Below are 23,718 nucleotides of genomic sequence, written 5' to 3'. Positions count from 1 at the left end.
CCTCATGAGCAAGAGCCCACGTATTCTTGTCACCGGTATTCCAAGCTATCTGACGCGTTTTATCCAGCGCGCGGACAAGGCGCAGATTTACTATTCCGAAAAGCAGCCGAATTCAGAGCCAAAGGAAAAGTTTATTCAGGAGCTGAAAAACATCAGCAATACCGGCAATTATCTGATCGGTGAGGGTGCGATGACAGCCCTTCTGCCATCGGCGAAGCATGTTCCCTTCTGGCACCTGTATAATTGCGTCAACAACGGCACCGGCATGGAGGAGATCAACAAGGAATTCGATATCTGCGTCTTCACCTGCGCCAATCTCTTGCGTAAGGGCCTGTCGGCAGATGCGGAAGCCCTCGTCTTGTCTAAACTGGATATGCCCGTCGTGATGCTCGGTATCGGCATCCAGAACCGCCCTGATATTGAGGGTGAAGACGGCCTGCCTGCTGGTACGAAGAAGCTTTTGGAAGTGCTTAAATCCCGCGAGCATTATTTCCTCACGCGCGGAGAAAATGCAGCCGGATATCTCCGCGATCAGGGCTTTTCCTATGTCCGTCCGGTCGGCTGTCCGTCGCTTTATTTCCGCCCGGACAATATGCGCAAGGCCATCAGTCGTTTGCCGGATGTGAAGGTGGGCGAGGGCCGTACCGTTTTCACCGGCTATATGGGTGCGGAGCTTGAAACAATTGGCGATATGAACGCGCTGAGTGCTGACGACGGGCGTTCAGCCTACGTCATTCAGGATGAGCTTCTGCACTTTGACATGCAGATCGAAGAGGACGCAAACGGCCGCGCTTACGATTCCACAACCGGCGAACTGGTTGGTCCACTCACTTATAAGGGATCAGGTGATCTCAAGAAGAAGATCGGTGTTCACGCCTTCTTTGATACCAATCAATGGCGTGCGTGGTGTTCGACGATGGACTTCTCGTTTGGTCGTCGCTTCCACGGCAATATCATCTCGATGCAGGCAGGTGTTCCAAGCCTGATGGTCGCGGTTGATGATCGTATGCGTGAGATGCTGAATTTCTCAGGCCTTCCGAAAATCGATGCGCGCGATCTCAACGCTGCCAATGATCGCCGGGCCTTCGTCAGCGATCATATCGCGGCAATGAATATCCCGGAAGTCATCGAAAAATATTCCGCACGCGAACGCAATTTCCGAAGCGTGCTTTCCGAGATTGGCGTTGGATAACTCCCAATCCAACCCGGTCTGAAGCAGGCTTCAGATTTTTATTGTTCGCATGTCTTTGTCCCAAAACTGGTTCCCACTTTTGGGAGACATGCCTTAACTCCAGCGAAGATGGATCACCATGCGCATAATGATCACCGGCATTCCGTCCTATTTGATGCGGACAGTCGAAAGTGTGTCCGGGGCGAGCGTAAAGCATCGCCCCTATTTCGAGCCCATCCGCACCAAGAAGGATGTGATCGATCAGGTCAAGAAGATTGCCAATACGGGCAATTATCTCATCGGTGAGGGTGCAGCCAACGCCGTGCGCGGCCATGATGTGACCTATGTGCCGTTCTGGCATCTGGCCAATAGTCTCAATTCACCCGACACCTATGCGAAGCTCAACGAAAGCTTTGATCTTTGCCTGTTTGCCTCAGCCAACCTTCTGCGGCCCGGTTATGCGGCAACGACGGAATCCTTCGTCTTTGAAAAGCTGAACATGCCGATTGTGGTCATGGGCATCGGAATTCAGAAGAAGGAAAACCTGAAGGCTGAACTGCCGGAAGGCACGCGCCGTTTCCTTGAAATTCTGCGCCGCAAGGAGAGCTTCTTCCTCACGCGCGGACATTTCACCGAAGAGTTCCTGAAAGATGCGGGCATGAAATATGTCCGCCCGACGGGCTGCCCGTCGCTTTACTATGCACCTGATCAGATGAAGCTCTCGCTGAGCCGCCTTGCCGATCCAAGCCTTGCAGACGCGCAGAAGATCTCGTTTGGCGGTTATCTCGGCAGCGTTGCAGATACGATTGTCGACGCCCACGCGCTGCTCGAAAAAGATAGTGTTGCAAGCTATGTCATTCAGGACGAGGTGATCGTCTATAACATGAACATGGCGGGTGAAGATCATTCCGAAGCCTATGATCAGGCCGCAAGCCGCATCACGGCACCGGTCGATTACAAGCACATGGAAAAATGGCAGCGCAAGAACGAGCTGCTGGTGTTCTTTGATACGCACAAATGGCGCAGCTGGATTTCCAGTCAGGATTTCGGTCTGAGCCGCCGCTTCCACGGCACGATCATCGGAATGCAATCGGGTGTTCCGGGGCTGATGATCGCGGTCGATGACCGTATGCGCGAAATGTTGGGCTTTGTCGGCTTTCCGCATATCGATGCGAGCGTCTGGAACCGCGAGCCGCAGAAAAAAGCCTATCTGCGCGACTTCCTTTCCAAGATCGATGTGCCCGCAGCCATCAATCGCTATTCGGAATGTGAAGCCAATTTTAACGGCGCGCTGAAGGATATCGGTATCCGATGATGGAAACGCGCAAGAGCATCGGGAGTGGGAAACAGGCAGTCGCAGCCTTGCTTGGCGCTGCCCTGCTTGCCATCGCCCCCATTGGTGCCCTTGCGGATACGCGCTTTGGCGTCAACAGGGTCAACATGGCCTGGCTCAAGCCGGCAGAGCGCGAGAAAATCTTCGATCAGATGGTCGAAAACGGTGTGGTGGCGGTTCGGCTGTCACTCACACGACCGGTTGATCAGAGTATAGATGCCGTGCGTCTTGCCCATGAAAAAGGTCTCGCGATCCTGCTCGAAATTTCGCTCAACAATGCGGATTTTTATCCCGAAGGAACGAAGCCTCGTTCCGGTCGCGGGCGCATCTGGGATATGTATCGGCTTTCCGACACATCTCCCGAGCGCTTTCAGCAGGCAATAGGCGATGCCTTGCAGAAGATCGATGCACTGGGGGTGCCGCTGGTCGCCGTTGAACCCGGTAATGAGATCAATTGGGGTGCTTATAATGGCGATCTTGCCATTCTGCCCAAGGAAAAGATGAAGACTGCCCGCTCTTTAAGCGAGATGGAGGAGCTTCCTCTGGTCGAAAAGGGTGCAGAGAAATACGTCGAACTTCTGCGTATTGTCCGGGCGGAGCTGGCGAAAACCAGGCACAGCACCAAGGCAAAGGTCGTATCTGCGGGCTTGTCCGATATCCCCTTCATCGATGCCGACCGGCGCGGAATAGACACTGTTGACCCCGCCGTCTTTACCGACCTCCTCAAGAAGTATGGTCTTAATGACGCTGCTGATGGCTACGGCATTCACATCTATCCCGGCAGCAGCGGCACGCGGGCTGTGCGCGCGAAGCATATCAACAGCGCACTTTCTTTCTGCGGTGGAGCAGATGGCAAGCCTTGCTGGATCACCGAATGGGGCTTCGCAAATACCTCAAAAGCCTGTCCGGCCAATGACAATAATCGTGAACAACTGGTCGAGAAGGCACGCGACCGTTTTCGGCAGATGATGGACAGCGGCCAGATAGCAGCCGCTTATTATTTTGATTGGGATGCAAGCACTTACGGTGTGTGGCGTTGCGGTTCGCTGACGCCAGCCGGTAAAGCTGCAACGGTGACGAAATGAAACTCAAGACTGTAATCATCGGTGGTTCAAACACCGTCATGCTGCCCGGCTATCTGCCGACGCTTCTGTCGACCATGGCAAAACGCGGCGTGGAACTGGATATCGTGGCCGATCTGGCCGTCGGTGGTACAACAAGCGCGCTCGGGCTTTATCAGCTCAAGCAGTTTGAGCAGCTCGAAGATTGTGAACTGTTGCTGATCGAATATGCCATCAATGATGCCTTTGTTTATGGGGATGAGCGGCGTCCCTTCCGCCATTGGGCACGGTTTTACGAGGGGATCATTCGTTACGCGCTTGAACGCAATCCGAACCTGCGGATTGCAACGCTCGTGTTCGGCGCACGCAATGGCTCATTTCTGAATTCCGTTTCCTCGATTGATGCAGGCATCAATTACATTTCGCAATGGTATGGAACGATCTCAGCCGATGTCTCGCGAATGCTGATGCAGCAATATGGCCGTGATGTCGTAAGCAATCCGGCTTTCTATCTCGATCAGGGTCATTATGCGCGCCCAGTTTCGACAACCCTCGTTGCGAATTTGATTGCAGATGTTCTCGAACCGGCCTTGTCTGTTCCGCATCGTCCGAAGGCGCTGCCATTCGCCATCGATCCGGACCATTTCGCCAATGCGCGTGCCTTGAGCGGCGAGCAGCTTTGCAAGCGGCTGGGGCGCGTGCCGGTCCAATACAGCAATCGTCGATTCTCGATCTCGGCGCTCGATCTTGGTTCAGACAGAATGCGTTTTGAGGTTGATAACGGGCAGCTGCTGGCGCTTGGCTATGTCTGCGATCCGCGTATTCCGCCGCTTGATGTAGCGATGGGCGGGGAGGTGCATCGCGCCGCCATGATGAAGGGTGGCGTGCGCGATGGAACCTATAAATTCCTCGTTTCAATGCTGAGCTTTGAGTTTCTGTATGGAGCGAAACTTTTGGAAGCACGCGGGAATGTGTCGCTTGTCATGTCGGGTGCTGAAGACGGAACCGAGCACAAGTTGCATGTTCCGAAAGACAGCACCCATCATGAAGCGCTGCCTGCGGAACCAGTTCTGCCGATCACCGGCATTCTTTTTTCAGGTAATCTCAAGACTATGACGCTTGAGAAAAGGCCCCCTGCGATACCCATCATCACAGAAGCCGCTCAATAATTTAGCTCAGTAATTTGAAGATAAGTGATTAGGCCGTCTGGTTTGAAAGTGCCAGGGCGCAGTCTCTCCACGCACTGACTGCAGTTCCCTGCGTCGCATTTTCTACAACAATATGCTTTCCATCAAATACACCCGATGCAATCCAGTGACGTGCTTCTCGCTGATACACATCGATCGTAATACCCAGCTGTTCTACTTTGGCTTCTGCCAGCATATATTTTGCTCCACGAATGATGAATCTTGGGCGAAGGTCGCAATATAGACCAAATCCACGACAATCCGATGTCACGTTTGTGCTACCGGATTGTGAATGGCATTTTCAGTACAAACAAACTTTTGTTATGGAATGTTGGTTCCCAATTGCGGAAACAAACATTCAACAAAACGCGCAGCTGTGGGCTGCGGTTCATGATTGGCCAAGCCAGGCCGCTCATTGGCTTCAATGAACACATACTCCGGTGTCTCGGGTGACTTCACCATGAAATCGATGCCGACTACCGGAATTTCAATTGCGCGCGCTGCCTTGCATGCAGCATCTACCAATGTTTTGTCCACGGTCGCCGTCACATCGTGAATCGTGCCGCCGGTGTGAAGGTTAGCCGCTTTACGAACGGTAATTTCGCGTCTGTCTGCAAGTACATCATCAAGTATCAGACCTTGCTGCTCAAGACAACGCTTGGTTTCAGCATCTATCGGAATACGGCTCTCGCCACCCGTGGCGGCAAGGCGGCGACGAGACTGCGTTTCGATAAGCTTACGTATGGTCGATTTTCCATCGCCAATCACGCGTGGAGGTCTGCGCACGGCGGCTGCAACCAGCTTGTAATCGATAATCACCAGCCGCAGATCTTCGCCCTCGAAACAGGCTTCGAGCAGAACATTATCGCAGACATCGCGCGCCTGCCTGATCGCTGCCCGCAGGTCTTTCATCGTTGAAATGCCAACGGAGATGCCGCGCCCCTGTTCCCCGCGTGCAGGTTTCACGACCAGCTTTCCATGTTTTTCAAGAAAAGCGCCGAGCGTTTCGTCTGAGCCGTCAGCTGGAATTTGTTCAGGCACGACAAGTCCTGCCTTGGCGACCGTGCGTCGCGTGACCGCCTTGTCGTCACAGATCGACATGGCGACGCCGGATGTCATTTCAGACAGGCTCTCGCGGCAATGGATTGATCTCCCGCCATGAGACAGACGAAAGAAGCCACCCTTGGCATCGGTGATGTCCACATGCACGCCGCGCCGCAACGCTTCATCGACGATGATGCGGGCATAAGGGTTGAGCGCATCGACCGAGCTGATTGGAAGTGCGAAGAATTTCTCGTTGATTGCATTCTTGCGCTTGATTGCAAAAAGCGGAACGCGGCGGAATTTCAGCTTTTCATAAAGCCTGATCGCATTGTCATTGTCATAGAGAACCGACAGATCGACGTGATTGAGCCCGCGTGCCTGAAAATGTTCGGCAAGCTTGCGCACCAGTTTTTCGCCAATGCCCGGCTGGCGTGCCTGCGGATGAACGGCTAGGCACCAGAGCGAGCCGCCCTGATCGGGATCGTTGAACAGTCGCTGGTGGTTGATGCCTGTAACTGTGCCAACAATTTCGCCCGTTGCATCATCCTGTGCCACAAAATAAGTAACGGCGCGATTATCGCGTTCTGACGAGAAAAAATCGGCACGCAGTTGTACCATACCGCAAGCCGCATAGACGGCATTGATGCCGTCTGCGTCTATTTCGGATGCCGCACGGCGAATGCTGATACCGCGTGTGCGGCGACCACCGGCGCGATAGTTGGAAAGTTCAAGCCGAAAAGTGTGTGACGGATCAAGGAAGATTTCCTGTGGTGCCTGCGACAGCAGCACATGTGGATCGCTGACATAGAACAGGATATCGCGGCTGGCCGGGGCTTCTGCACGCAATGCTTCGATGATTGTTTCATTGTTTTCAAAAGTTTGCGCGAAAAGCAGCCGCCCCCAACCGCAATCGAGAACCACATTGCGGTTGGCGGAGCGACCTTCTTCCTGATTACCCCCATGCAGATGGTCCTGGTAGAAGCCCGCACTTTCGGGTGTACGCAGCCTTGTCAGCCTATGCGAGAAAGCGTTTTTCCCCCTTGCTTTCTGCCGGGTCATTTCAACCTCACCTGACTTTTTCATCCTAGATCTCCCCACCTCAGGCTTCCCCAACTTGCGCTTCCTGAGTCTGAAGCCACATTTCCAGAAGTCCGGCCTGCCAGAGTTCTGAACCGCGCAGAGGTGTGATGTGTTCGGAAGGATTTGCGAACAGGCGATCAAGATAATCGCGCTGGAATAGTCCTCGTTCACGCGCTTTCTGCGATGACAACGCATCGCGCAACATGTCGAGATAGGGGCCAGCGATGTATTTAAGCTGTGGCACCGGGAAGTAACCCTTCTTGCGGTCGATCACAGCGCTTGGAACGATCTTGCGCGCCACATCCTTCAGAATACCTTTACCGCCATCGCGCAGCTTTTCCTCCGGCGGCATACGCGCTGCAAGTTCCACAAGTTCATGATCAAGGAACGGTACGCGAGCTTCCAGTCCCCATGCCATGGTCATGTTATCGACGCGCTTGACCGGGTCATCGACCAGCATGATGTTGCTGTCGAGACGAAGCGCGCGATCAACCGGCGTATCCGCGCCGTCGCGCAATAAATGCTCTTCGATGAGTTCGCGGCTATAGTCGCGATCCGGCATCCATTCAGGCGCAAGCTGAGTTCCGAGCACTTCATGCGAGCGGTCGCAGAAAGCCTTCGCGTAATCGCTGACCACATCGTTGGAATCGACCAACGGCGGATACCAGTGGTAACCGGCAAAAACCTCGTCGGCACCCTGACCGGATTGCACGACCTTGATATGCTTGGAAACTTCCTTCGACAGCAGATAAAAGCCGACATTGTCATAGGAAACCATTGGTTCCGACATGGCGGCAATGGTGCCGGGAAGTGCATCCATCAGATCGGATGAGGGCACGAAAATCTTGTGATGGTCGGTGCCGAAATGCTTGGCAATCAGGTCGGAATAGACGAATTCGTCGCCCTTTTCGCCATTGGCTTCTTCAAACCCGACCGAAAAACTCATAAGGCCGGTCTGGCCGGCTTCTGCCAAAAGACCGACGATGAGGCTTGAATCGACGCCGCCCGACAGCAGAACGCCAACCGGAACGTCGGAGATCATGCGGCGTTTGACGGCAACGCGCAGCATGTCGAGCAGCTGCTCCTGCCAGTCTTCACGGCTCAATACGCTGTCACTAGCCAGACGGCTATGCGGCGGCTGCCAATAGATGCGATCACGAAACTCGCCATTGGCCTGATAGACACGAATGGTGGCAGCGGGCAGCTTCCGCACGCCATTGTAAATGGTGCGCGGCGGCGGAACCACAGCATGAAAGCTCATATAATTATGTAATGCCGCGCGGTCGATTGATGTATCGACACCGCCAGTCTTTACCAGCGCAGGCAAAGACGAGGCAAAACGCAGCGCGCCACTAACCTCTGCCAGATAAAGCGGCTTGATGCCAAAACGGTCGCGGGCAAAAATCAGTCTGCCTGTATCGCGCTCATGGATGGCAAAAGCGAACATGCCATAAAAGCGGGAAACGCATTCCTCGCCCCAGGCGTGCCAAGCCTTGATGATGACTTCGGTGTCGCCATCGGAAAAGAAGCGGTAGCCTTTGGCTTCGAGCTCAGCGCGTAATTCGCGGAAATTGTAAATACAGCCGTTGAAGACAACGCTTATGCCAAGATCGGCGTCGATCATGGGCTGCTGGGATTTCTCCGACAGATCGAGAATTCTCAACCGCCGGTGTCCGAAGCCGACATTACCACGCACAACAATGCCAGACGCGTCTGGCCCTCTGGGCGCAAGAATATCTGCCATTTTCGAGATTGCCGTAACCGATGGCGTACCGCCATCGAACCTGACTTCTCCGCAAATTCCACACATAAAAAGGGTCGAAACCTCCATTGTCATTCACAACAAGCAAGGCCGTCGCGTGAGTTCTGGCGGCGGCCTGCATATTGGCTAATGCATGCGCGCCGGGATGGTTCCGAAATTTCTGATTTTTATGTGGTTGCAGCCTTTTTCAGCTCATTTTCCTTGGAAATCATATATTTTTCGGCAGAAATCATATGTTCCAGCGCGATTTTGCGCGCATCTTCGGCTCTATTCTCCATCAAAGCGGTTAAAAGCCGATGCTGAAAGAGCAGACCTTCTTCACGCGTTGCAGGCGTCGGATCGGCATAAATTGAGCGGGCGACCGGCATATTGCGCAGCAGATTATGTGTGAGGCCGCACATGAAGCCCAAGAGCCGGTTCGGACAGAGTTGCGCGAGCTGTGTATGAAAGTCCAGCTCTGCCACGCGTTGCTGAAACTGGTCGTCCAGATTGGTCGGTGGGCGATCATAAAACCGCATCGTATTGTCTAACTTCTTCAGATCGTCCTGGCTCAGTTTGCCCGCAAGGGAGGCCGCGACTTCCGGCTCAAGCAGCTTGCGGATGGAATAGATTTCCTGAAGACCCGGCTGGTCGAAGAAGAAATAATTGCCGAGCATTTCCATTGCATGTTGCGCGGATGGTTCGGCTACGAAGACGCCGCCACCGGGTCCAGTACGCGTGAATAGCAAGCCTTGGGTTTCCAGTGCCTTCATCGCCTCGCGCACGGTGCCCTTGGCGGCTTTGAACTGGTCGATCAGGTCTTTTTCTTGCGGCAGCCGGTCGCCGGGTTTGAGATGATCCGTCTGGATAACGTCCTTGATACGGTCCGCAATGACCTCAGGCCGTCGCTTTGATTTGGTCAGCGATGCAGATTCCGATTTGCTGCGGCTGTTCCGGGCCATGCCTACTCTCTTTTCATACGCGGTGCGCTGTCTATCAGCTGACGTGTATAGGCATGTTGCGGCTTGGCAAAAAGAGCCTCCGCTGTGGCTTCCTCGACGATTTCCCCATAATACATGACGGCGACGCGGTCGCTGATGGCTTCCACCACCGCAAGATCATGGCTGATGAAGAGATAGGACAGGCCGAACTGCTGTTTGAGCTTATCGAGCAGCAGCAGCACTTGCGCCTGAACAGAGACATCAAGCGCGCTCACCGGCTCATCCAGCACGATGATTTCGGCATCTGCCGCAAGTGTGCGGGCAATGGCGATGCGCTGGGCCTGCCCACCGGAAAACTCATGCGGATAGCGCAACAAGGTATCCTTTGGCATCTGCACGGCATTTAGCAGTTCTTCCATGCGCTTCTGGCGCTGGTTACGATCAAGCCCACCAAGCAGTTTCAGTGGTGTTTCCAATATCTGCCGGACGGTCTTGCGCGGGTTGAGCGAGGCCACAGGGTCCTGAAACACATACTGGATCACTTTGCCAAAAGCCCGCGGACCAGAGCGGCGAAGTGCGCTGGCATCCTGTCCGGCGATTTTCATCGTGCCGTCGCTCGGCTCTGTCAGCCCCACCAGCATTCGTGCCAATGTACTTTTGCCTGAGCCGCTTTCGCCGACAATGGCCAGTGTTTCGCCGCGTGCGAGGTTGAGCGACACGGATTTGACCGCTTCAACAGTATGGCGCTGTTTGCCGAAAAACGTGCGCCCGCCGCCGAAGGTTTTGCTCAGATTATGGACACTGATTGCAGCTTCGCTCATGTGGCGGCCTCCGTCTGTTTGCGGCTGAACAACTTTGCCACGCGCTCATAGAAGTCTTTGCCGTGGCCAAGTTCTGGCACGCAGGCAATCAGCCGCTTGGTATAGCTGTGTTGCGGATTGGCGAGCACCTCTCTGGTGGTCCCGGTCTCGACGATCACCCCGTCTTTCATGACGGCAACGCGATCGCAGATTTCGGAAACGACGCCGAAGTCATGGGTGATGAACAAAAGCGCCATGCCGCGTTCGCGCTGGAGATCGCGTAACAGCTCAAGAATGCGCGCCTGTACGGTCACATCAAGTGCAGTGGTCGGCTCATCTGCGATGATGATGTCGGGATCATTTGCAAGTGCCATGGCGATGCCGACACGCTGACGCTGACCGCCGGAAAGCTGGTGCGGGTAATGATCTGCACGCTCCGTTGCATCCGGAATACCCACTTTTTCCAGCAAGGCGATGGCTTCTGCCCGGCGTTCGGATGCGCTGATCGACTTATGCGCAGCGATTGCCTCTTCCACCTGTTTGCCGATTGAGTACATCGGGTGCAGCGTGGTCAGCGGGTCCTGAAATACATAGGCGACCTTGCTGCCGCGCGTTGCGGTCAGTTCGGTTTCAGTCATGTCGAGCACGTCTTTACCGTCCAGATAGATAGCGCCGCTGCGGATCAAGCCGGGCGGGGAGGCGACCAGCCCCATGATGGAAAGCGCAGTCACGCTTTTGCCTGAGCCGCTTTCACCAATCAGGCCAAGACATTCGCCGCGATTGAGATGCAACGAAACATTACTCACCGCAGGCGTGTAGCTGTCATTGTTGACGAAGCCTGTCTCAAGTGTCTCAACGGCCAAGGCTGCATCCAGCGTCTTGGTTTTAGGGGTGGTTCTGTTCTTGGCGATTGCCGTTACCGAGCCGGGTCGGGCAAGAGCACCAGAGCGCAAACGGGGATCAAGCACATCGCGGATGCCGTCGCCCAGCACATTGAGGCTGATGACAATCAGAAAGATCATCAGGCCCGGCACGATGGAAACATGCGGTGCCGTGAACATCTGCGCGCGGCCTTCGCCGAGCATCGAGCCAAGATCAGCCTGTGGCGGCTGCGCGCCAAGACCCAGAAAGCTGAGGCCTGCCGTTTCAAGGATCATCCAGCCTGCCGTTGTCGACATGGTGATGACGATAACCGGCAACACATTGGGCAACACTTCGGTAAGCAGGATTGAAATGTGCCCTTTACCGGAAAGCCGGGCGGCATCCACAAATTCGCGATTGGCAAGGCCGAGTGTTGTGCCGCGCACATTACGTGCAAAGAACGGGATATTGACCACGGCAATTGCATAAAGCGCATTCATCAATCCCGGTCCGAGCGCGGCCACGATTGCAAGAGCCAGCAGGATATAGGGGAAGGCCATCAGCATATCGATGCCGCGCATCATAAGGTTGTCGGTGCGCCCACCTGCATAGCCTGCGACGATGCCGATAGCCGAGCCGATCACGGCGGCAATCAGCGTGGCTGCAAAGCCAACCGCGACCGAGACGCGTGCGCCCCAGAGAAGGCGGCTCAGAATATCGCGTCCAAGCTGGTCGGTGCCAAGCAGATGGCCAGCAGAGAAGACGGGTTGTAGCCGGTTTGCGGGTGCTGTCGCATCCGGGTTGGGTAATGGCAGGATTGGCACGAGTATTATCAGCACGCAGATCAATGCGAGCAGGAAAAAGCCAAAAGCTGCCAGACGATTGCTCATCAGCAGACGCCATGACGACAGGCGTGCAGGAGCGGCTGGGGTGTAGGTTTCCGAAACGGCACTCATGTGCTTATCCTCGGATCAAGCATGGTCTGAAGGACATCGGCAAGCAGATTGAACAGCACATAGCTGGCTGCTACGATTAGCACACCGCCCTGCACAAGCAGGATGTCGCGGGTCGAAATTGCCTTTACAAGCATGGCGCCGATGCCGGGCCATTGAAACACGGTCTCGATATAGACCGCACCGCCCAGCACAAAGCCTGCCTGAATGCCGATGACGGGAATGACACTGACAAGGGCTGCACGGAAGGCGTGGCCGTAAATCACGCGACGCTCATTGAGCCCTTTGGCGCGCGCGGTGCGGATATAATCCTGACGCAGCACTTCAAGCATTGCGCCGCGCGTCAGCCGGGCAATCACGCCAGCTGCAACCACTGCAAGTGTCGACGCAGGCAGGATCAGATGCCAGATCAGGTCTTTGAGATCACCGCCGCCATAGACCGCATACATGCCCGATGCCGGAAGGATACGCCAATGAACGGCGAAGAGATAAATCAGCAGAAGGCCAAGCCAGAATGACGGGATCGAAATGCCAGCCAATACAATGAATGTGATCGTGCGGTCCGCCCAGCCGAACTGGCGCACGGCTGAGACAATACCTGCGAAAAGTCCGAAGATAGAGCAAAGTACGAGTGCAACACCTGCCAGAATGAGCGTGGCCTGAAAGCGTTCCAGCACCTCATCGAGAACGGGGCGATTGAGCACGAAGGAGCGGCCGAAATCGCCCTGCAACAGATTGCCGATCCAGATGAAATATTGCTGGACCAGTGGTTTGTCGAGGCCGAGATCGCGATTGATACGCTCGACATTTTCCGGCGTCGCATAAGAGCCGAGCAGCGCTGTGGCGGTATCGCCGGGAATTGATGCCATCACCAGAAAAACGATGATGGACAGCCCGAAAAGTACGGGAACGACCGCGATGAGCCGCTTGAAGATATAGGCTGGCATTGGCCCTCCCTCGCTTCGTTTTGGCAGAACCGCGCCAGCGGTTTTAATGCTGGCGCAATGTTTTATTGCTTGGTCACATCTTTGAGATGCAGCAGGAATGACGGCTGCAGTTTGAAGCCCTGAACCGCTGCTGTTGTGACAGCATTCTGCTTCCAGTTGGCCACGAAGAGCCATGGCGCATCGTCGTGAACGATAGATTGAATCTCGCCGTAGAGCTTGCCGCGCTCTGCCTGATCGGTCGATGTGCGCGCCTTGGTCAGCAATTCATCGACTTTCGGATTGGAATAATAGCCTGAGTTAAAGCCACCCTTGTCCGGCAGGGCTTCGGTGCGAAGCGTGAGAAATGGAACCGTGTCTGGATCATTGGTCATCCACGCCATTTCAGCCATGTCTGCCTTGCCATCGAGCCCGGAATTCACGCGACCAAGAAAGGTGTTCCACTCGTAGGTTTCAATCTTCACCTTGAAGCCGACGGCCTGAAGATCAGCCTGAATAGCTGCGCCCATATTGATCGGGTCAAGCATCCCCGAGCCACCTTCTGTCACATAGAAAGTGAGTTCAGGATTGGTGGCGCCTGCTTCCTTTAACAGCGCCTTGGCTTTTTCCGGATCGTAAGGATAAGGCTCGGTTTTATCATCAACCCAGTTGAATGCAGGTGGCACGGGACCGGCCGCGACAGTAGCCGAACCTTGCAGGACATTATCGACCAGACCCTGTTTGTTGACGGCATAGTTTGCAGCCTGGCGGACTTTCTTGTCGGCGAAAGGTCCGCTTTTGGTGTTGAGAATGCTGAACCACACATGCGGTCCCGCCTGTTCTGCGACAGCGAAATTTGCATCCTGCTTGAAGGTTGCGAGATTATCCGGTGGCACCTCGACCATGATGTCGATGCCACCTGCCATCATTTCAGCAACGCGGGTGTTGGCGTCGGTGATGGGACGGAAAACAATCGCGTTCAAGGTCGGAGCCTTGTCCCAATAGTCGGGATTACGCTCGACCACCACGCGCTGGCCAGACTGCCATTCGGCAAATTTGAATGGGCCGGTGCCCGACGGGTGGCGACCAAATTCAGTGCCATATTGTTCGACGGCGGCTGGCGAAACGATGAGGCCGGTCGGATAGGCAAGGTTAGACAGGAAAGGCGCGAACGGTTCTTTCAGTTTGAACTCGACTGTGTTTGCATCGAGCGCATTGACGCTTTCAATGGATTCAAAGTTGAAGGAGAGGGGGAACGGGCCGGTATTATAGAACGGATGATCCTTGTTCAGCATCCGCTCGAAATTGAATTTGACCGCTTCCGCGTTGAAATCCGAACCGTCATGGAACTTCACGCCCTGTCTCAGCTTGAATGTATAGGTCTTGCCGTCATCCGAAATGGTCCAGCTTTCAGCGAGTGCCGGTTCGATTTCCAGCGTGCCATCCTTATAGCGGACCAGACCGTCATAGATGTTCACAAGGATGCGGAAATCATTGGTTGCCGTGACCGTGTGCGGGTCAAGCGATTGCGGTTCGGCAATCTGCCCGACAATCAGAACATCGGGCGGTGTCTGCGCGCCAGCGTGAAATGTCGCTGAACCCAGAACCAGAGTGGCCGCTGTCAAAACGGCGCGAAATAACCTCTTCATCAGCGGTTCCTTTCGTTTAGGCCAAATCTGTCAGACTTTAATTTATAGGGAGAAATTCACGTATATCAATAAATTATCATAATTAATTTGAATGAAATAAAAGGCGGGATGAACCCGCCTTCAAATTCCCGGTGCCGTTTTCGGCTATTCTGTCGGTGTGTCTTCCGGCTTCAGATCCTGTTCGGCGGTTGTCGACTTCTGATGGGTAAAGCCCTTGAGGCCCTTGGCGGTTTCTTCGGCATCGCGCTTGATCTCAACGTCGCTCATTGCATAGTGAACAGTGAGCTTTGCAATGGATGTGAGAGCACTCAAATGAATACGCTCATAGCCGTGCGAGGCATCGACACCAAATGTGAGAAGTGCCGTGCGAACATCGTGACCAGCTTCCACGGCTGAGGCTGCATCAGAGCGGTAATAGCGGAAAACGTCTTTTTGAACGGGTATTTCATGCTCACCGCAAAGCTCGTAAAGCTTCTTGGTCAGGTGATAATCGAAGGGGCCGGTCTGGTCGGCCATGGCGAGGGTTACGCCAAATTCAGACGAATTCTGGCCGGGGGCGGTGGTGCCATTGTCGATAGCCACGAGTGAGGCTATGTCTGGCACCACAACAGCAGAAGCGCCGACGCCGACCTCCTCGCCGATAGTGAAAAGCCAGTATGTATCGACCGGTGTTTTGACCTTGAGGCGTTGCATGGCTTCAAGAGAAGCCAGCATGATGGCAACCCCTGCCTTGTCATCCAGATGTCTGGAAACGATGAAACCGTTATCGATGAATTCCGGCATTGGATCGATGGCAACGATATCGCCAACATCGATGCCCAGTTCGATTAGATCTTCCTTGTTGCGGGCCAGGGCATCGACGCGCAACTCGATATAGGTCCAGCCAACAGGAAGTGTGTCCACTTCGTCGTTAAAAGTATGGCCAGAGGCTTTCAGCGGCAGGATCGAACCGCGATAAGTGCCTTTGGATGAGAAGATCGAAACGCGCGCCCCTTCGGCAAAACGTGCTGACCAGTTGCCGATTGAAACAAGCTCCAGCCGCCCGTTCGATTTGAGATATTTGACCTGTGCGCCAAGCGTATCGAGATGGGAAACGATGCCGCGTGCTGGTTTGCGGGAATCGCCGCTGCGGCGGGCACGGATAGCACCGCGCCGTGTCAGCATCACCTCGAGACCGAGCCTCTCCAGTTCGCGTGCAACATAGTGCACTGCTTCATCTGTAAAGCCCGTTGGACTTGGAATTGCCAGCAGGGCGCCTAGTTTTTCGAGCAGATAATCTTGATCAATCACAATATTTGTCATGGTCAGTTAATCTACGGTCCGGATATGCAACGTCAACCTCAGGCGTGGATTTAAACTGAAATCCCGAGAATAGGCCGATATTATTCGTAGGACAGGTTTGCCGATTGGTTTGATTTTCTTGATAAATTAGGTGCCTTATGCATTGGCTTCGCACCAGGACTTGTGTAGCTTTGCTAAAACAACGGGGAGCGTTGATTTGCTGCTTGGGGACATTCATCCTAATGATAAAGCTGCGTACCAACGGGGATCGGTGGTTTGTTGCATTCGTCGCGTGTATCGGCGTCGCAATAACCATTCTCTTAGGACAGATGGAACTTGTCCGGCTTTCATATATCCGGCTTAACGACTATCGGGACAATCTTTTGTCCCACTCAGTGAATGTTGCGAAATCTGGCCGTGATACTCTGAGTGTTGTGAATGATACGAGCCAAACCTTGTGCTCCGATGACAATCTGAAAGAGTTGCGCCTTCTCACATTCAAAGCACACTACTTGCGCGATATCGGACGAGTGTTGAACAATCATATCGTCTGCACTGCGCTTTGGGGACGATTGTCTCCACCTGCTGAACTACCCACTGCAGACAGGGAAGTGGACGGTGGTCATCGTTTATGGGGGCAGGTCGTAGGCATAGGTAGCCACCTGACTGCGGTCGATATGGTCATGCATGGCACAGCTGTGGTCTTCACATCGCCGGTCGCCTTTGCCTTATACGAACGCCCGCAATCCAATCTGAGTGCGCATGTCATCAGTCAGGATGGCCAATATATCTATAGGACATTTGGTGATGCGAGCCAGTTAACGACGCAGCGGCCAGAAAAACTCGCCTGGTATGATTTGCGCTCACATCGACTTGCGTCAAGCTGCTCCAATGATCTTGATATATGTGTGATAGCAGCGCTCACAGGCGTCAGCATATTGCAACAGGCGCCAGGTGTTTTACTGGCACTTGTTGCTTTTGGTGGCCTCGCGGGCAGCGGGTTAGGCGTGGCAGCCGTCCAGTGGCGGCGCGGTCATTCCTCGCTTCCTCAACAGGTTAAGCGGTCTATCGCGGAAGGGCGGGTAAGCGTCGTCTATCAGCCATTGGTGCGATTGCGTGACGGGCACGTGAATGGTGCCGAGGTGCTGGCACGTTTGTCGGATGATCATGGAGACCCGATCGCGCCTGATGTGTTCATTATGATTGCAGAGGAACACGGCGTCATCAAAGACATTACTCGTATCGTTGTGCGCAAAGCGCTGGACGACATGCAGATGCGACTGCAGAAAAGCGGGGACTTTTATCTCAGTCTGAATTTGTCGGTGGATGATGTGATTGATCCGAACACGCTTGAGTTCCTGGATGAAGAGGTCAAAAAACACGGTCTTTCGTCACGACAAATCGTGCTGGAAATCACCGAGCGCTCGACCGCCCATCATGAGCGCCTCATTGAGAGCATGAAATCATTTCGGGCACGGGGCTACGAGTTCTTCATTGATGATTTCGGGACCGGTTATTCCAATCTTGCCTATCTGGCAAAGCTGCCGATCAGTGGCATTAAAATCGACCGCATGTTCACGCAGGCCATCGGAACCGAAGCAGTCAGCGCCGAGATTGTTGAGAACATTTGCAACATAGCGCGGCGAATGGAGCTTAAGCTGATCGTTGAAGGCGTGGAAACGCAGGAGCAGGCGGCTTACGTTCTTGCACTGCATCCAGAGGCGGTGGGGCAAGGTTGGCACTTTGGTCGTCCAGTGCCTGCCTGGGGGCTCCCCCCGGCTGCCTGAACGCTTGCAGGCAGGAATATAGCAATATTAAGTTGACTATTTTAATCATATATAACAGTAAGGGTGAACACTGCCGCAACAGGCCTGCCAGTGGGTTTTGTAATCGGCCCATGCCGGACCGATGCCGAGAAATTTGCGCGTTTCGAATGAGTTTCGATTAGAGCGCGTTTCGATCTGATTGAAACAGATCGGCGCTCTAACTATTTGTTTTAACGCGCATCTTTTCCGAAAACCGTTTCACACTTTTCGGGATGCGCTCTAATGTGGAATCTGCAACGCCTTTTCCAGAACCATGCGCGGGAATTGAACCGCTTTTTCCGGCGTAGAGGACATAATGCAGAAACGGCCGCGGATCTGACGCAGGACACTTTCGTTCGGGTTATGTCTGCAACGTCATCCGGGTCATCGGACAAAGATAACAATCCTCGTGCCTATCTTCACCAGATCGCGCGAAATCTGTCCATCGACCTTTATCGCCGTGAACGTATTGTCGAATATGTTGATATGCCCGATGAGGAATGGGGTCGCGTTGCCGATGCAACACCGACGCCAGAAACAATCGTCTATGACAGGCAGCGTCTTATGATTATCGAAAAAGCGCTGCTTGAGCTGCCTGAACAGACACGTCGGGCTTTCGAGCTTCATCGTCTCGAAGAAAAGACGATTGCCGAGGTGGCGCGTGAATTGGGGCTTTCCGTGTCGCGGACATGGACGCTTATCAAACGCGGCTATGTGCATTTAAGAGCACGTTTGCTGGAGGTTTCTTCCGGCTTATGAGGGAGAAAATTCTCGTCCTTCATTCGTTATAATCAATAAGACCTGTTTTATGAGAAGCTGTTCGGCTGTGTGAAACGGCTGAATTACGAGGATAGACGCTGAATGGATGACAAACTATCGAAAAGCGAAAAGCTGTTCGAGGAAGCTCTGGATCTTGTCATCCGCATTCAGGATGACCCCGACAATCCGGTCGCGCATGATCTTGTCAGTCGCTGGCGTGCACGCAGTCCCGAGCATGAAACAGCGTGGCGTGAGGCAATGGAGATTTACGGCATGGCTGGCAAGGTCATGCAGGATCAGCGCCGTGCGGTTCGTCCGAAGATGACGCGGCGCTCGATTTTGACTGGCGGGGCGGCAGGGCTTGCCGTTGTCGCCAGTGGAGCGCTCTTCGGACCACAGCTTATTTTGCAGGCGCAAGCCGATTACATGACCGCTTCCGCTCAATTGCAGGATGTCTCACTCTCAGATGGCAGCAAGGTAACCCTTGGCCCTGATAGCGCCATTCGCTTGAAGTTCGATACAAACGCTCGTCATGTCGAGCTGCTTACAGGTATGGCGTTTTTCGACGTGAAGCCCGATCCAGATCGCCCTTTCAGTGTCGAAACCGGAAATCTCGTTGCGACCGCTTTGGGAACTGCCTTTGATGTCAGCAGTGATGCGGGCTATCTTACAGTGTCCGTGGATCATGGGCTTGTTGCGGTCCGGCCAACCGGTGCGCACGATACGCTGACACCGCTTGGCGAGGGTGACTGGCTCACTTTCAATGAAGGAAACCATGATTTTGAACGCGGCAATCGCGATACATCGCAAATCGCGGCCTGGCGTCAGGGCATTATCGTTGCCGAACGCGATACGATAGCCTCTGTTGTGGCACGTATTGCGCGCTGGCAGCAGGGGCGTGTGCTTCTCGCTCAACCGGGCTTTGGGGCGCAGAGGATCAGTGGCGTTTTTGATCTCAAAAATCCTGTTTCCGCACTTGAAGCTGTTGTCGAACCCTATGGCGGTAAGGTCCGCCAGATATCGCCTTGGCTGACTGTCATATCATCAATTTGAGAATTGTATTTTTTCCTGATTTTTTTGGTCCGGGGGAGAAAATCGCCGCGCTCCATTCGTTTTAAGCATCAGGGTCGGACGTTAGCTGCTGCCATACAACCGCCTTTTCACCAATTGATGGAGTGGTTGAGCGATGGGGCTTCGTGTCGGGAATAATGTTGTGCAGCGGCTGGGAATGCGGGTTCTGACCGCTACGCTTTTGGGGTCGACATGCATTTATGCCTTGTCACTTTCGGTGACAATAAATGCTCAGGCACAGGCCCAAAGACAGGTTTCATTCAATATTCCTGCAGGTTCACTCGCTTCGGCACTGGCAAGCTTTGGTCGGCAGGCCGGAATGCAGGTTACTTATCAGCCGCAAATCGCCGCTGCCAAGCAGGCGCAGGCTGTATCGGGAACAATGTCGCCGCAAGATGCTTTGTCGCGCATTCTTTCCGGATCAGGACTTTCCTATCGTTTCACCGGAAGCAATACGGTAGCACTTTCCGAACTATCGGCAGCCATGCAAGCCCCGCAAGTTCCTTTGGCAGCTGACGGCACAACATTGCTTGATACGATCACCGTCACAGGTGGAAGCGGTGTGGTGGGTGCCGATGCTCCATATTATACTCCGGCTCCGACATCCTATATTTCCTCGGAAACCATCGAGCGTTTTCGTGGCTCAAGCCCAGCCGATATATTCCGTGGCACACCGGGTGTTATGTCAGGTGAAGCGCGCAATGGTGCAGGTTCTGTAGATGTCAATATTCGCGGCATGCAGGGCATGGGCCGTGTTGCGACTACCATTGATGGTGCTGAAAACAGTGTGACGGTCTATCAGGGGTATCAGGGCCTTTCCAACCGTACCTATATTGATCCTGATCTGATTGCAGGCATTGATATCAATAAAGGTTCGGATGCGTCCTCACGCGGTATTGCTGGCAACGTCGCTATTCGAACTCTTGATGCTGACGATATCGTCAAGGAAGGCGATAATTGGGGTATGCGCGTGAAAGGTGAGTATGGATCGAATTCCTCCTCGCCTCATGCAGGTGCAAAAGGCGGATATGCATGGCCTTATTCGCCACGCGACGTCCCGGAAGTTGTTGGATCGCCAGACGGAATGGATCGCCCGTCTTTCCTGACGCCGACCAATGGTTCTGCGAGTGTTGTTGCCGCGATAAAGGAAGAGAATTACGACATCTTCGCAGGCTATGCCTATCGCAAGCGCGGCAATTATCATGCAGGCAAGCATGGTCCATCGGCTGATCCCGTGAATATCGGACCTGCGAGAACCTGTAATACCTCCGGCTCCTGGTGCCAGAACTGGCCCGAATATATCGAAAACGGCGGACTTACGAATTACCGTGCAGGCGAAGAAATTCTCAATACGCAGCTTGAGACAAAATCCTTCCTGACAAAAGCGACGCTGCGCTTTGATGGCGGTCACACACTTAAATTGGGTTATACGGGCTTCCGTGGCGAGGCTGGCGATCTGCTGGCATCCCGCTTCACAGGGGATCGCAGTCAGCCGGTGCAACAGGAGCTGACATCCGGTTCCAAGCTCGATACGGGCACCATGCGTTACTATTGGAACCCGGATGACAATGAGCTGATTGATCTGAAAGCCAATCTTTGGGTAACAAAACTGGAACTGCGCAATCCACGGCGCGGCAACATGATACCGACATCGGAGTCGCTCGGTCTTTCGCCGGATTTCCGCACGGGGTCCAATACGATCATGTGGGGCGGTGACGTTGCCAATACATCGAAGTTTTCGTTTGGTGATTACGGCGATCTCGATCTCAATTACGGCATTTCCTATCTCAGGGAGGATACGCGACCCAGCGCCTATACGAATGAACTGGAAGGCTGGCTTAATCTGCGTGATGCTTATCGCGATGAATTGGGTGTCTTCACCAAGGCTGCCTATAAGCCGGTCGACTGGCTGACGCTGAATGCAGGCCTGCGTTACTCGCATTACTGGTCGCATGACCGGCGCACTCAGGCCAACGATGCGGTGCAGCTCAACCCCGAGCCAAATCGCGATTCAGGTGGCTTTAGCCCATCGGTTGGCGTGACGGTTGAACCGTTCGATGGCAGCCAGCTTTATGTGAACTATTCCAATGCGCTGCGCTATCCGAGCCTGTTTGAATCCGTCTCGGCATTCACCATCGTTCCGAATGCTGCTTTGCAGCCGGAACGTTCCAGCAATTGGGAAGTGGGTGCCAATTTCACCAAAGACGGTCTGCTCAATGACGACGACCGTGGCATGGTCAAGTTCAGTTACTTCAATTGGAACGTCAAAGACTACGTTGCACGCGCATTCCGCGACTTTTACGACGATAGCGGCAAATTTTCGTTCTCCGGCATGCAGGTCTATAATATCGACCGCGCACGCTTCTCAGGTCTTGAATTCTCAAGTCGTTATGAGGCGGGTGGGTTCACAGCCGATTTTTCGGCAAACTATTATCTTGATGTAGAGTTCTGCCGTACCGCTGATACTTGCGGCGCCAAATCGCTTTATGGTGACTACGCAACCAATCAGGTGCCGCCAAAATATAGCGTGGATCTCACAGTTTCGCAGAAGATGCTGGAAGACAGACTGACCCTTGGCGGGCGTGTTTCTTATATCGGTCCACGCGCTATCGGTCATGGTGATGTTACAGCCGTTGGTGCAGGTGAATTTATCTCGCTGACCCGCTGGAAGCCTTATACGCTGGTCGATGTTTTCGCCGAATACAAGATCACTGACAGCCTGACGGCGACCGCGCGCATCGAGAACCTGACGGATCAGTATTATGTCGACCCGCTTGGTCTGGTGAACCAGCCGGGACCAGGCCGCACGTTCTATGCTGGGCTGACGAGTAACTTTGGTGGCGATCAGCGTTTGCCGCAGCTTTCACCATTCTCGCGCTCGCAGGGCGGGGCGCCCGGCATCGACTGGACCGGTTTCTATGGCGGTGTTCATGCAGGCATGACATCAGGTCGCACATGGGGCACCACGACAGCGTTGGACGGCTCCACTGATCCGATTTCAAACAGTGAATCTGCCGACCGTGGCTTTGGTAACTCTGCGCTCTTCGGTGTGCAGGCTGGTTATAATTATCAGTTCAGCAACCGCGTGGTGGTGGGTATTGAAGCCGATGTGAGCAAGACCCGAATGAAGGGTGCGCAGGCAGCGTTCATGCAGGAAGACTGGATCGCCGCACAGAAGGATATTGCCGGTATTCAGGCCAATACGCACTACGATATCGACTGGACCGGATCTGTTCGTGGGCGCCTTGGCTATGCATTGGATAATCGCTGGCTCGTCTATGGTACGGCAGGTATCGCCTTCGCCCATGAAAAACAGACCCGCGACCAGTATCGCTATGCGGAAGATATCATGGGTCAGCCGAACTCGAGCCTCTTCTTCGTTGATAAACAATCTGGAATGCGTGCGGGTGTAACGGTTGGCGGCGGTGTGGAATATGCAATCAATGATCGCTGGTCGTTGAATGCTGACTATACCTATAGCCGTTTCGGCAACCGCAGCTTCAATTTCGAAAATGCACGCGGGGGAACAGGAGCTGACTATACGACGCGGGAGCAAGTTGGTGTTGAAATCATCGATTACAGTAAAGACCCGAATATGTCCTGGATATGCGACTTTGATCCCGATGCTTGCATTCCCTATGAAGTCCCAATCTACGGAAACATCGATCATTCGGGCGGTTCGAGTGTCGTGAATGGCCGTAAAGCTTCCAATTCGCTGGATACGCACACGGTTAAGCTCGGCCTCAACTTCCACTTCTAACTCATTTGAGGTGCGGCATTTTGTGCAAAGGCAGATTTTTTTGCCTTTGCATTGCAAAAAGCAGCTCCCTCAAACGTCTTAGTAATGAGAGAGGCTGGTGGTCTGGTTCCGACATTTGCATCCCTCGATACAGGCATTCAACAAATGTCGGAACCAGACCACCAGCAAGCATTTGAATCTAGTGGATTTTTCGAGTTTGACGTTTGAAACAACACTTGTGTCAGTCGGGAATCAAACGTCAAATTCAATCCACTAGCGTCTTGCTCATATTGATCAGACCCCGCTTGCCAATAGGGAT

17 protein-coding genes are annotated in these 23,718 nt (G+C 53.9%); 8 read left to right on the top strand and 9 right to left on the bottom strand.

Annotated elements, in window-relative coordinates:
• Nucleotides 1-4: 4 nt before the first annotated feature.
• The 4 genes from C9380_RS17760 to C9380_RS17745 all read left to right on the top strand — a co-directional run bounded on the left by C9380_RS17760 (nt 5) and on the right by C9380_RS17745 (nt 4,734).
• On the top strand, nt 5-1,192 hold the full coding sequence (locus C9380_RS17760) for a polysaccharide pyruvyl transferase family protein (RefSeq protein ID WP_128094165.1): 1,188 nt from the start codon (nt 5-7) through the stop codon (nt 1,190-1,192).
• A 118-nt stretch (nt 1,193-1,310) separates the two neighbouring features.
• Nucleotides 1,311-2,486: a polysaccharide pyruvyl transferase family protein gene (locus C9380_RS17755; protein ID WP_024896029.1), complete on the top strand. Its 1,176-nt coding sequence runs from the start codon at nt 1,311-1,313 to the stop codon at nt 2,484-2,486.
• Nucleotides 2,483-3,589, top strand: a complete 1,107-nt coding sequence (locus tag C9380_RS17750) for a glycoside hydrolase (RefSeq protein ID WP_128094164.1) — start codon at nt 2,483-2,485, stop codon at nt 3,587-3,589. The genes C9380_RS17755 and C9380_RS17750 overlap by 4 nt, the downstream gene beginning before the upstream one ends.
• Nucleotides 3,586-4,734 carry an SGNH/GDSL hydrolase family protein gene (locus C9380_RS17745; protein ID WP_128094163.1) on the top strand — a complete coding sequence of 383 codons (1,149 nt, stop codon included), beginning with the start codon at nt 3,586-3,588 and terminating at the stop codon, nt 4,732-4,734. Before C9380_RS17750 ends, C9380_RS17745 begins: the two co-directional genes overlap by 4 nt.
• Nucleotides 4,735-4,762: 28 nt before the next feature.
• Here C9380_RS17745 and C9380_RS17740 read toward each other — a convergent pair whose 3' ends face one another.
• The 9 genes from C9380_RS17740 to C9380_RS17700 all read right to left on the bottom strand — a co-directional run bounded on the left by C9380_RS17740 (nt 4,763) and on the right by C9380_RS17700 (nt 16,046).
• A complete protein-coding gene (locus tag C9380_RS17740; protein ID WP_024896026.1) occupies nt 4,763-4,948 on the bottom strand; it encodes a hypothetical protein in 186 nt (61 codons plus the stop codon).
• 125 nt (nt 4,949-5,073) lie between these two features.
• Nucleotides 5,074-6,879 (bottom strand): N-acetylglutaminylglutamine synthetase, encoded by a 1,806-nt coding sequence (gene ngg, locus C9380_RS17735; RefSeq protein WP_128094162.1) that lies wholly within the window; start codon nt 6,877-6,879, stop codon nt 5,074-5,076.
• A 16-nt stretch (nt 6,880-6,895) separates the two neighbouring features.
• Entirely contained in the window at nt 6,896-8,686 is a 1,791-nt protein-coding gene (locus C9380_RS17730) for an N-acetylglutaminylglutamine amidotransferase (RefSeq protein ID WP_128094466.1), read from the bottom strand.
• Nucleotides 8,687-8,805: 119 nt separating this feature from the next.
• Nucleotides 8,806-9,579: a FadR/GntR family transcriptional regulator gene (locus C9380_RS17725; RefSeq protein WP_105706512.1), complete on the bottom strand. Its 774-nt coding sequence runs from the start codon at nt 9,577-9,579 to the stop codon at nt 8,806-8,808.
• 2 nt (nt 9,580-9,581) lie between these two features.
• Nucleotides 9,582-10,379 (bottom strand): ATP-binding cassette domain-containing protein, encoded by a 798-nt coding sequence (locus C9380_RS17720; protein ID WP_105706510.1) that lies wholly within the window; start codon nt 10,377-10,379, stop codon nt 9,582-9,584.
• Nucleotides 10,376-12,175: a dipeptide/oligopeptide/nickel ABC transporter permease/ATP-binding protein gene (locus tag C9380_RS17715; protein WP_105706508.1), complete on the bottom strand. Its 1,800-nt coding sequence runs from the start codon at nt 12,173-12,175 to the stop codon at nt 10,376-10,378. The genes C9380_RS17720 and C9380_RS17715 overlap by 4 nt, the downstream gene beginning before the upstream one ends.
• On the bottom strand, nt 12,172-13,119 hold the full coding sequence (locus C9380_RS17710; protein ID WP_128094161.1) for an ABC transporter permease: 948 nt from the start codon (nt 13,117-13,119) through the stop codon (nt 12,172-12,174). Before C9380_RS17710 ends, C9380_RS17715 begins: the two co-directional genes overlap by 4 nt.
• A 62-nt stretch (nt 13,120-13,181) precedes the next feature.
• Nucleotides 13,182-14,744 (bottom strand): ABC transporter substrate-binding protein, encoded by a 1,563-nt coding sequence (locus C9380_RS17705; protein ID WP_105706507.1) that lies wholly within the window; start codon nt 14,742-14,744, stop codon nt 13,182-13,184.
• 144 nt (nt 14,745-14,888) lie between these two features.
• Complete coding sequence (locus C9380_RS17700; protein WP_100557436.1) at nt 14,889-16,046, bottom strand: osmoprotectant NAGGN system M42 family peptidase; 1,158 nt, start codon at nt 16,044-16,046, stop codon at nt 14,889-14,891.
• Between the two features lie 221 nt (nt 16,047-16,267).
• On the opposite strand from C9380_RS17700, the gene C9380_RS17695 reads away from it, so the two are divergent.
• The 4 genes from C9380_RS17695 to C9380_RS17680 all read left to right on the top strand — a co-directional run bounded on the left by C9380_RS17695 (nt 16,268) and on the right by C9380_RS17680 (nt 23,420).
• Nucleotides 16,268-17,812, top strand: a complete 1,545-nt coding sequence (locus C9380_RS17695) for an EAL domain-containing protein (RefSeq protein WP_024896017.1) — start codon at nt 16,268-16,270, stop codon at nt 17,810-17,812.
• A 261-nt stretch (nt 17,813-18,073) separates the two neighbouring features.
• Nucleotides 18,074-18,589 (top strand): RNA polymerase sigma factor, encoded by a 516-nt coding sequence (locus C9380_RS17690; protein WP_024896016.1) that lies wholly within the window; start codon nt 18,074-18,076, stop codon nt 18,587-18,589.
• A gap of 102 nt (nt 18,590-18,691) precedes the next feature.
• The gene (locus C9380_RS17685) at nt 18,692-19,642 is read left to right on the top strand and encodes a FecR family protein (RefSeq protein ID WP_111787476.1); all 951 of its coding nucleotides are present in this window, start codon (nt 18,692-18,694) and stop codon (nt 19,640-19,642) included.
• Nucleotides 19,643-19,775: 133 nt separating this feature from the next.
• A complete protein-coding gene (locus tag C9380_RS17680; protein ID WP_128094160.1) occupies nt 19,776-23,420 on the top strand; it encodes a TonB-dependent receptor domain-containing protein in 3,645 nt (1,214 codons plus the stop codon).
• Nucleotides 23,421-23,718: the final 298 nt, after the last annotated feature.

The organism is Brucella pituitosa, assembly GCF_003049685.1.
In the GTDB taxonomy this organism is placed as follows: Bacteria; Pseudomonadota; Alphaproteobacteria; order Rhizobiales; family Rhizobiaceae; genus Brucella; species Brucella pituitosa.
Note: the sequence above shows the minus strand (reverse complement) of the source record. Positions and strands in the feature narration are given on the sequence as shown.

What these genes read in the sequence shown, in the direction of transcription:
- C9380_RS17760 (WP_128094165.1), top strand. Translation starts at nt 5, where the DNA reads ATGAGCAAGAGCCCACGTATTCTTGTCACCGGTATTCCAAGCTATCTG.
- C9380_RS17750 (WP_128094164.1), top strand. Translation starts at nt 2,483, where the DNA reads ATGATGGAAACGCGCAAGAGCATCGGGAGTGGGAAACAGGCAGTCGCA.
- C9380_RS17755 (WP_024896029.1), top strand. Translation starts at nt 1,311, where the DNA reads ATGCGCATAATGATCACCGGCATTCCGTCCTATTTGATGCGGACAGTC.
- C9380_RS17710 (WP_128094161.1), bottom strand. Translation starts at nt 13,119, where the DNA reads ATGCCAGCCTATATCTTCAAGCGGCTCATCGCGGTCGTTCCCGTACTT.
- C9380_RS17700 (WP_100557436.1), bottom strand. Translation starts at nt 16,046, where the DNA reads ATGACAAATATTGTGATTGATCAAGATTATCTGCTCGAAAAACTAGGC.
- C9380_RS17705 (WP_105706507.1), bottom strand. Translation starts at nt 14,744, where the DNA reads ATGAAGAGGTTATTTCGCGCCGTTTTGACAGCGGCCACTCTGGTTCTG.
- C9380_RS17685 (WP_111787476.1), top strand. Translation starts at nt 18,692, where the DNA reads ATGGATGACAAACTATCGAAAAGCGAAAAGCTGTTCGAGGAAGCTCTG.
- ngg (WP_128094162.1), bottom strand. Translation starts at nt 6,879, where the DNA reads ATGAAAAAGTCAGGTGAGGTTGAAATGACCCGGCAGAAAGCAAGGGGG.
- C9380_RS17715 (WP_105706508.1), bottom strand. Translation starts at nt 12,175, where the DNA reads ATGAGTGCCGTTTCGGAAACCTACACCCCAGCCGCTCCTGCACGCCTG.
- C9380_RS17745 (WP_128094163.1), top strand. Translation starts at nt 3,586, where the DNA reads ATGAAACTCAAGACTGTAATCATCGGTGGTTCAAACACCGTCATGCTG.
- C9380_RS17680 (WP_128094160.1), top strand. Translation starts at nt 19,776, where the DNA reads ATGGGGCTTCGTGTCGGGAATAATGTTGTGCAGCGGCTGGGAATGCGG.
- C9380_RS17720 (WP_105706510.1), bottom strand. Translation starts at nt 10,379, where the DNA reads ATGAGCGAAGCTGCAATCAGTGTCCATAATCTGAGCAAAACCTTCGGC.
- C9380_RS17725 (WP_105706512.1), bottom strand. Translation starts at nt 9,579, where the DNA reads ATGGCCCGGAACAGCCGCAGCAAATCGGAATCTGCATCGCTGACCAAA.
- C9380_RS17740 (WP_024896026.1), bottom strand. Translation starts at nt 4,948, where the DNA reads ATGCTGGCAGAAGCCAAAGTAGAACAGCTGGGTATTACGATCGATGTG.
- C9380_RS17730 (WP_128094466.1), bottom strand. Translation starts at nt 8,686, where the DNA reads ATGTGTGGAATTTGCGGAGAAGTCAGGTTCGATGGCGGTACGCCATCG.
- C9380_RS17690 (WP_024896016.1), top strand. Translation starts at nt 18,074, where the DNA reads ATGTGGAATCTGCAACGCCTTTTCCAGAACCATGCGCGGGAATTGAAC.
- C9380_RS17695 (WP_024896017.1), top strand. Translation starts at nt 16,268, where the DNA reads ATGATAAAGCTGCGTACCAACGGGGATCGGTGGTTTGTTGCATTCGTC.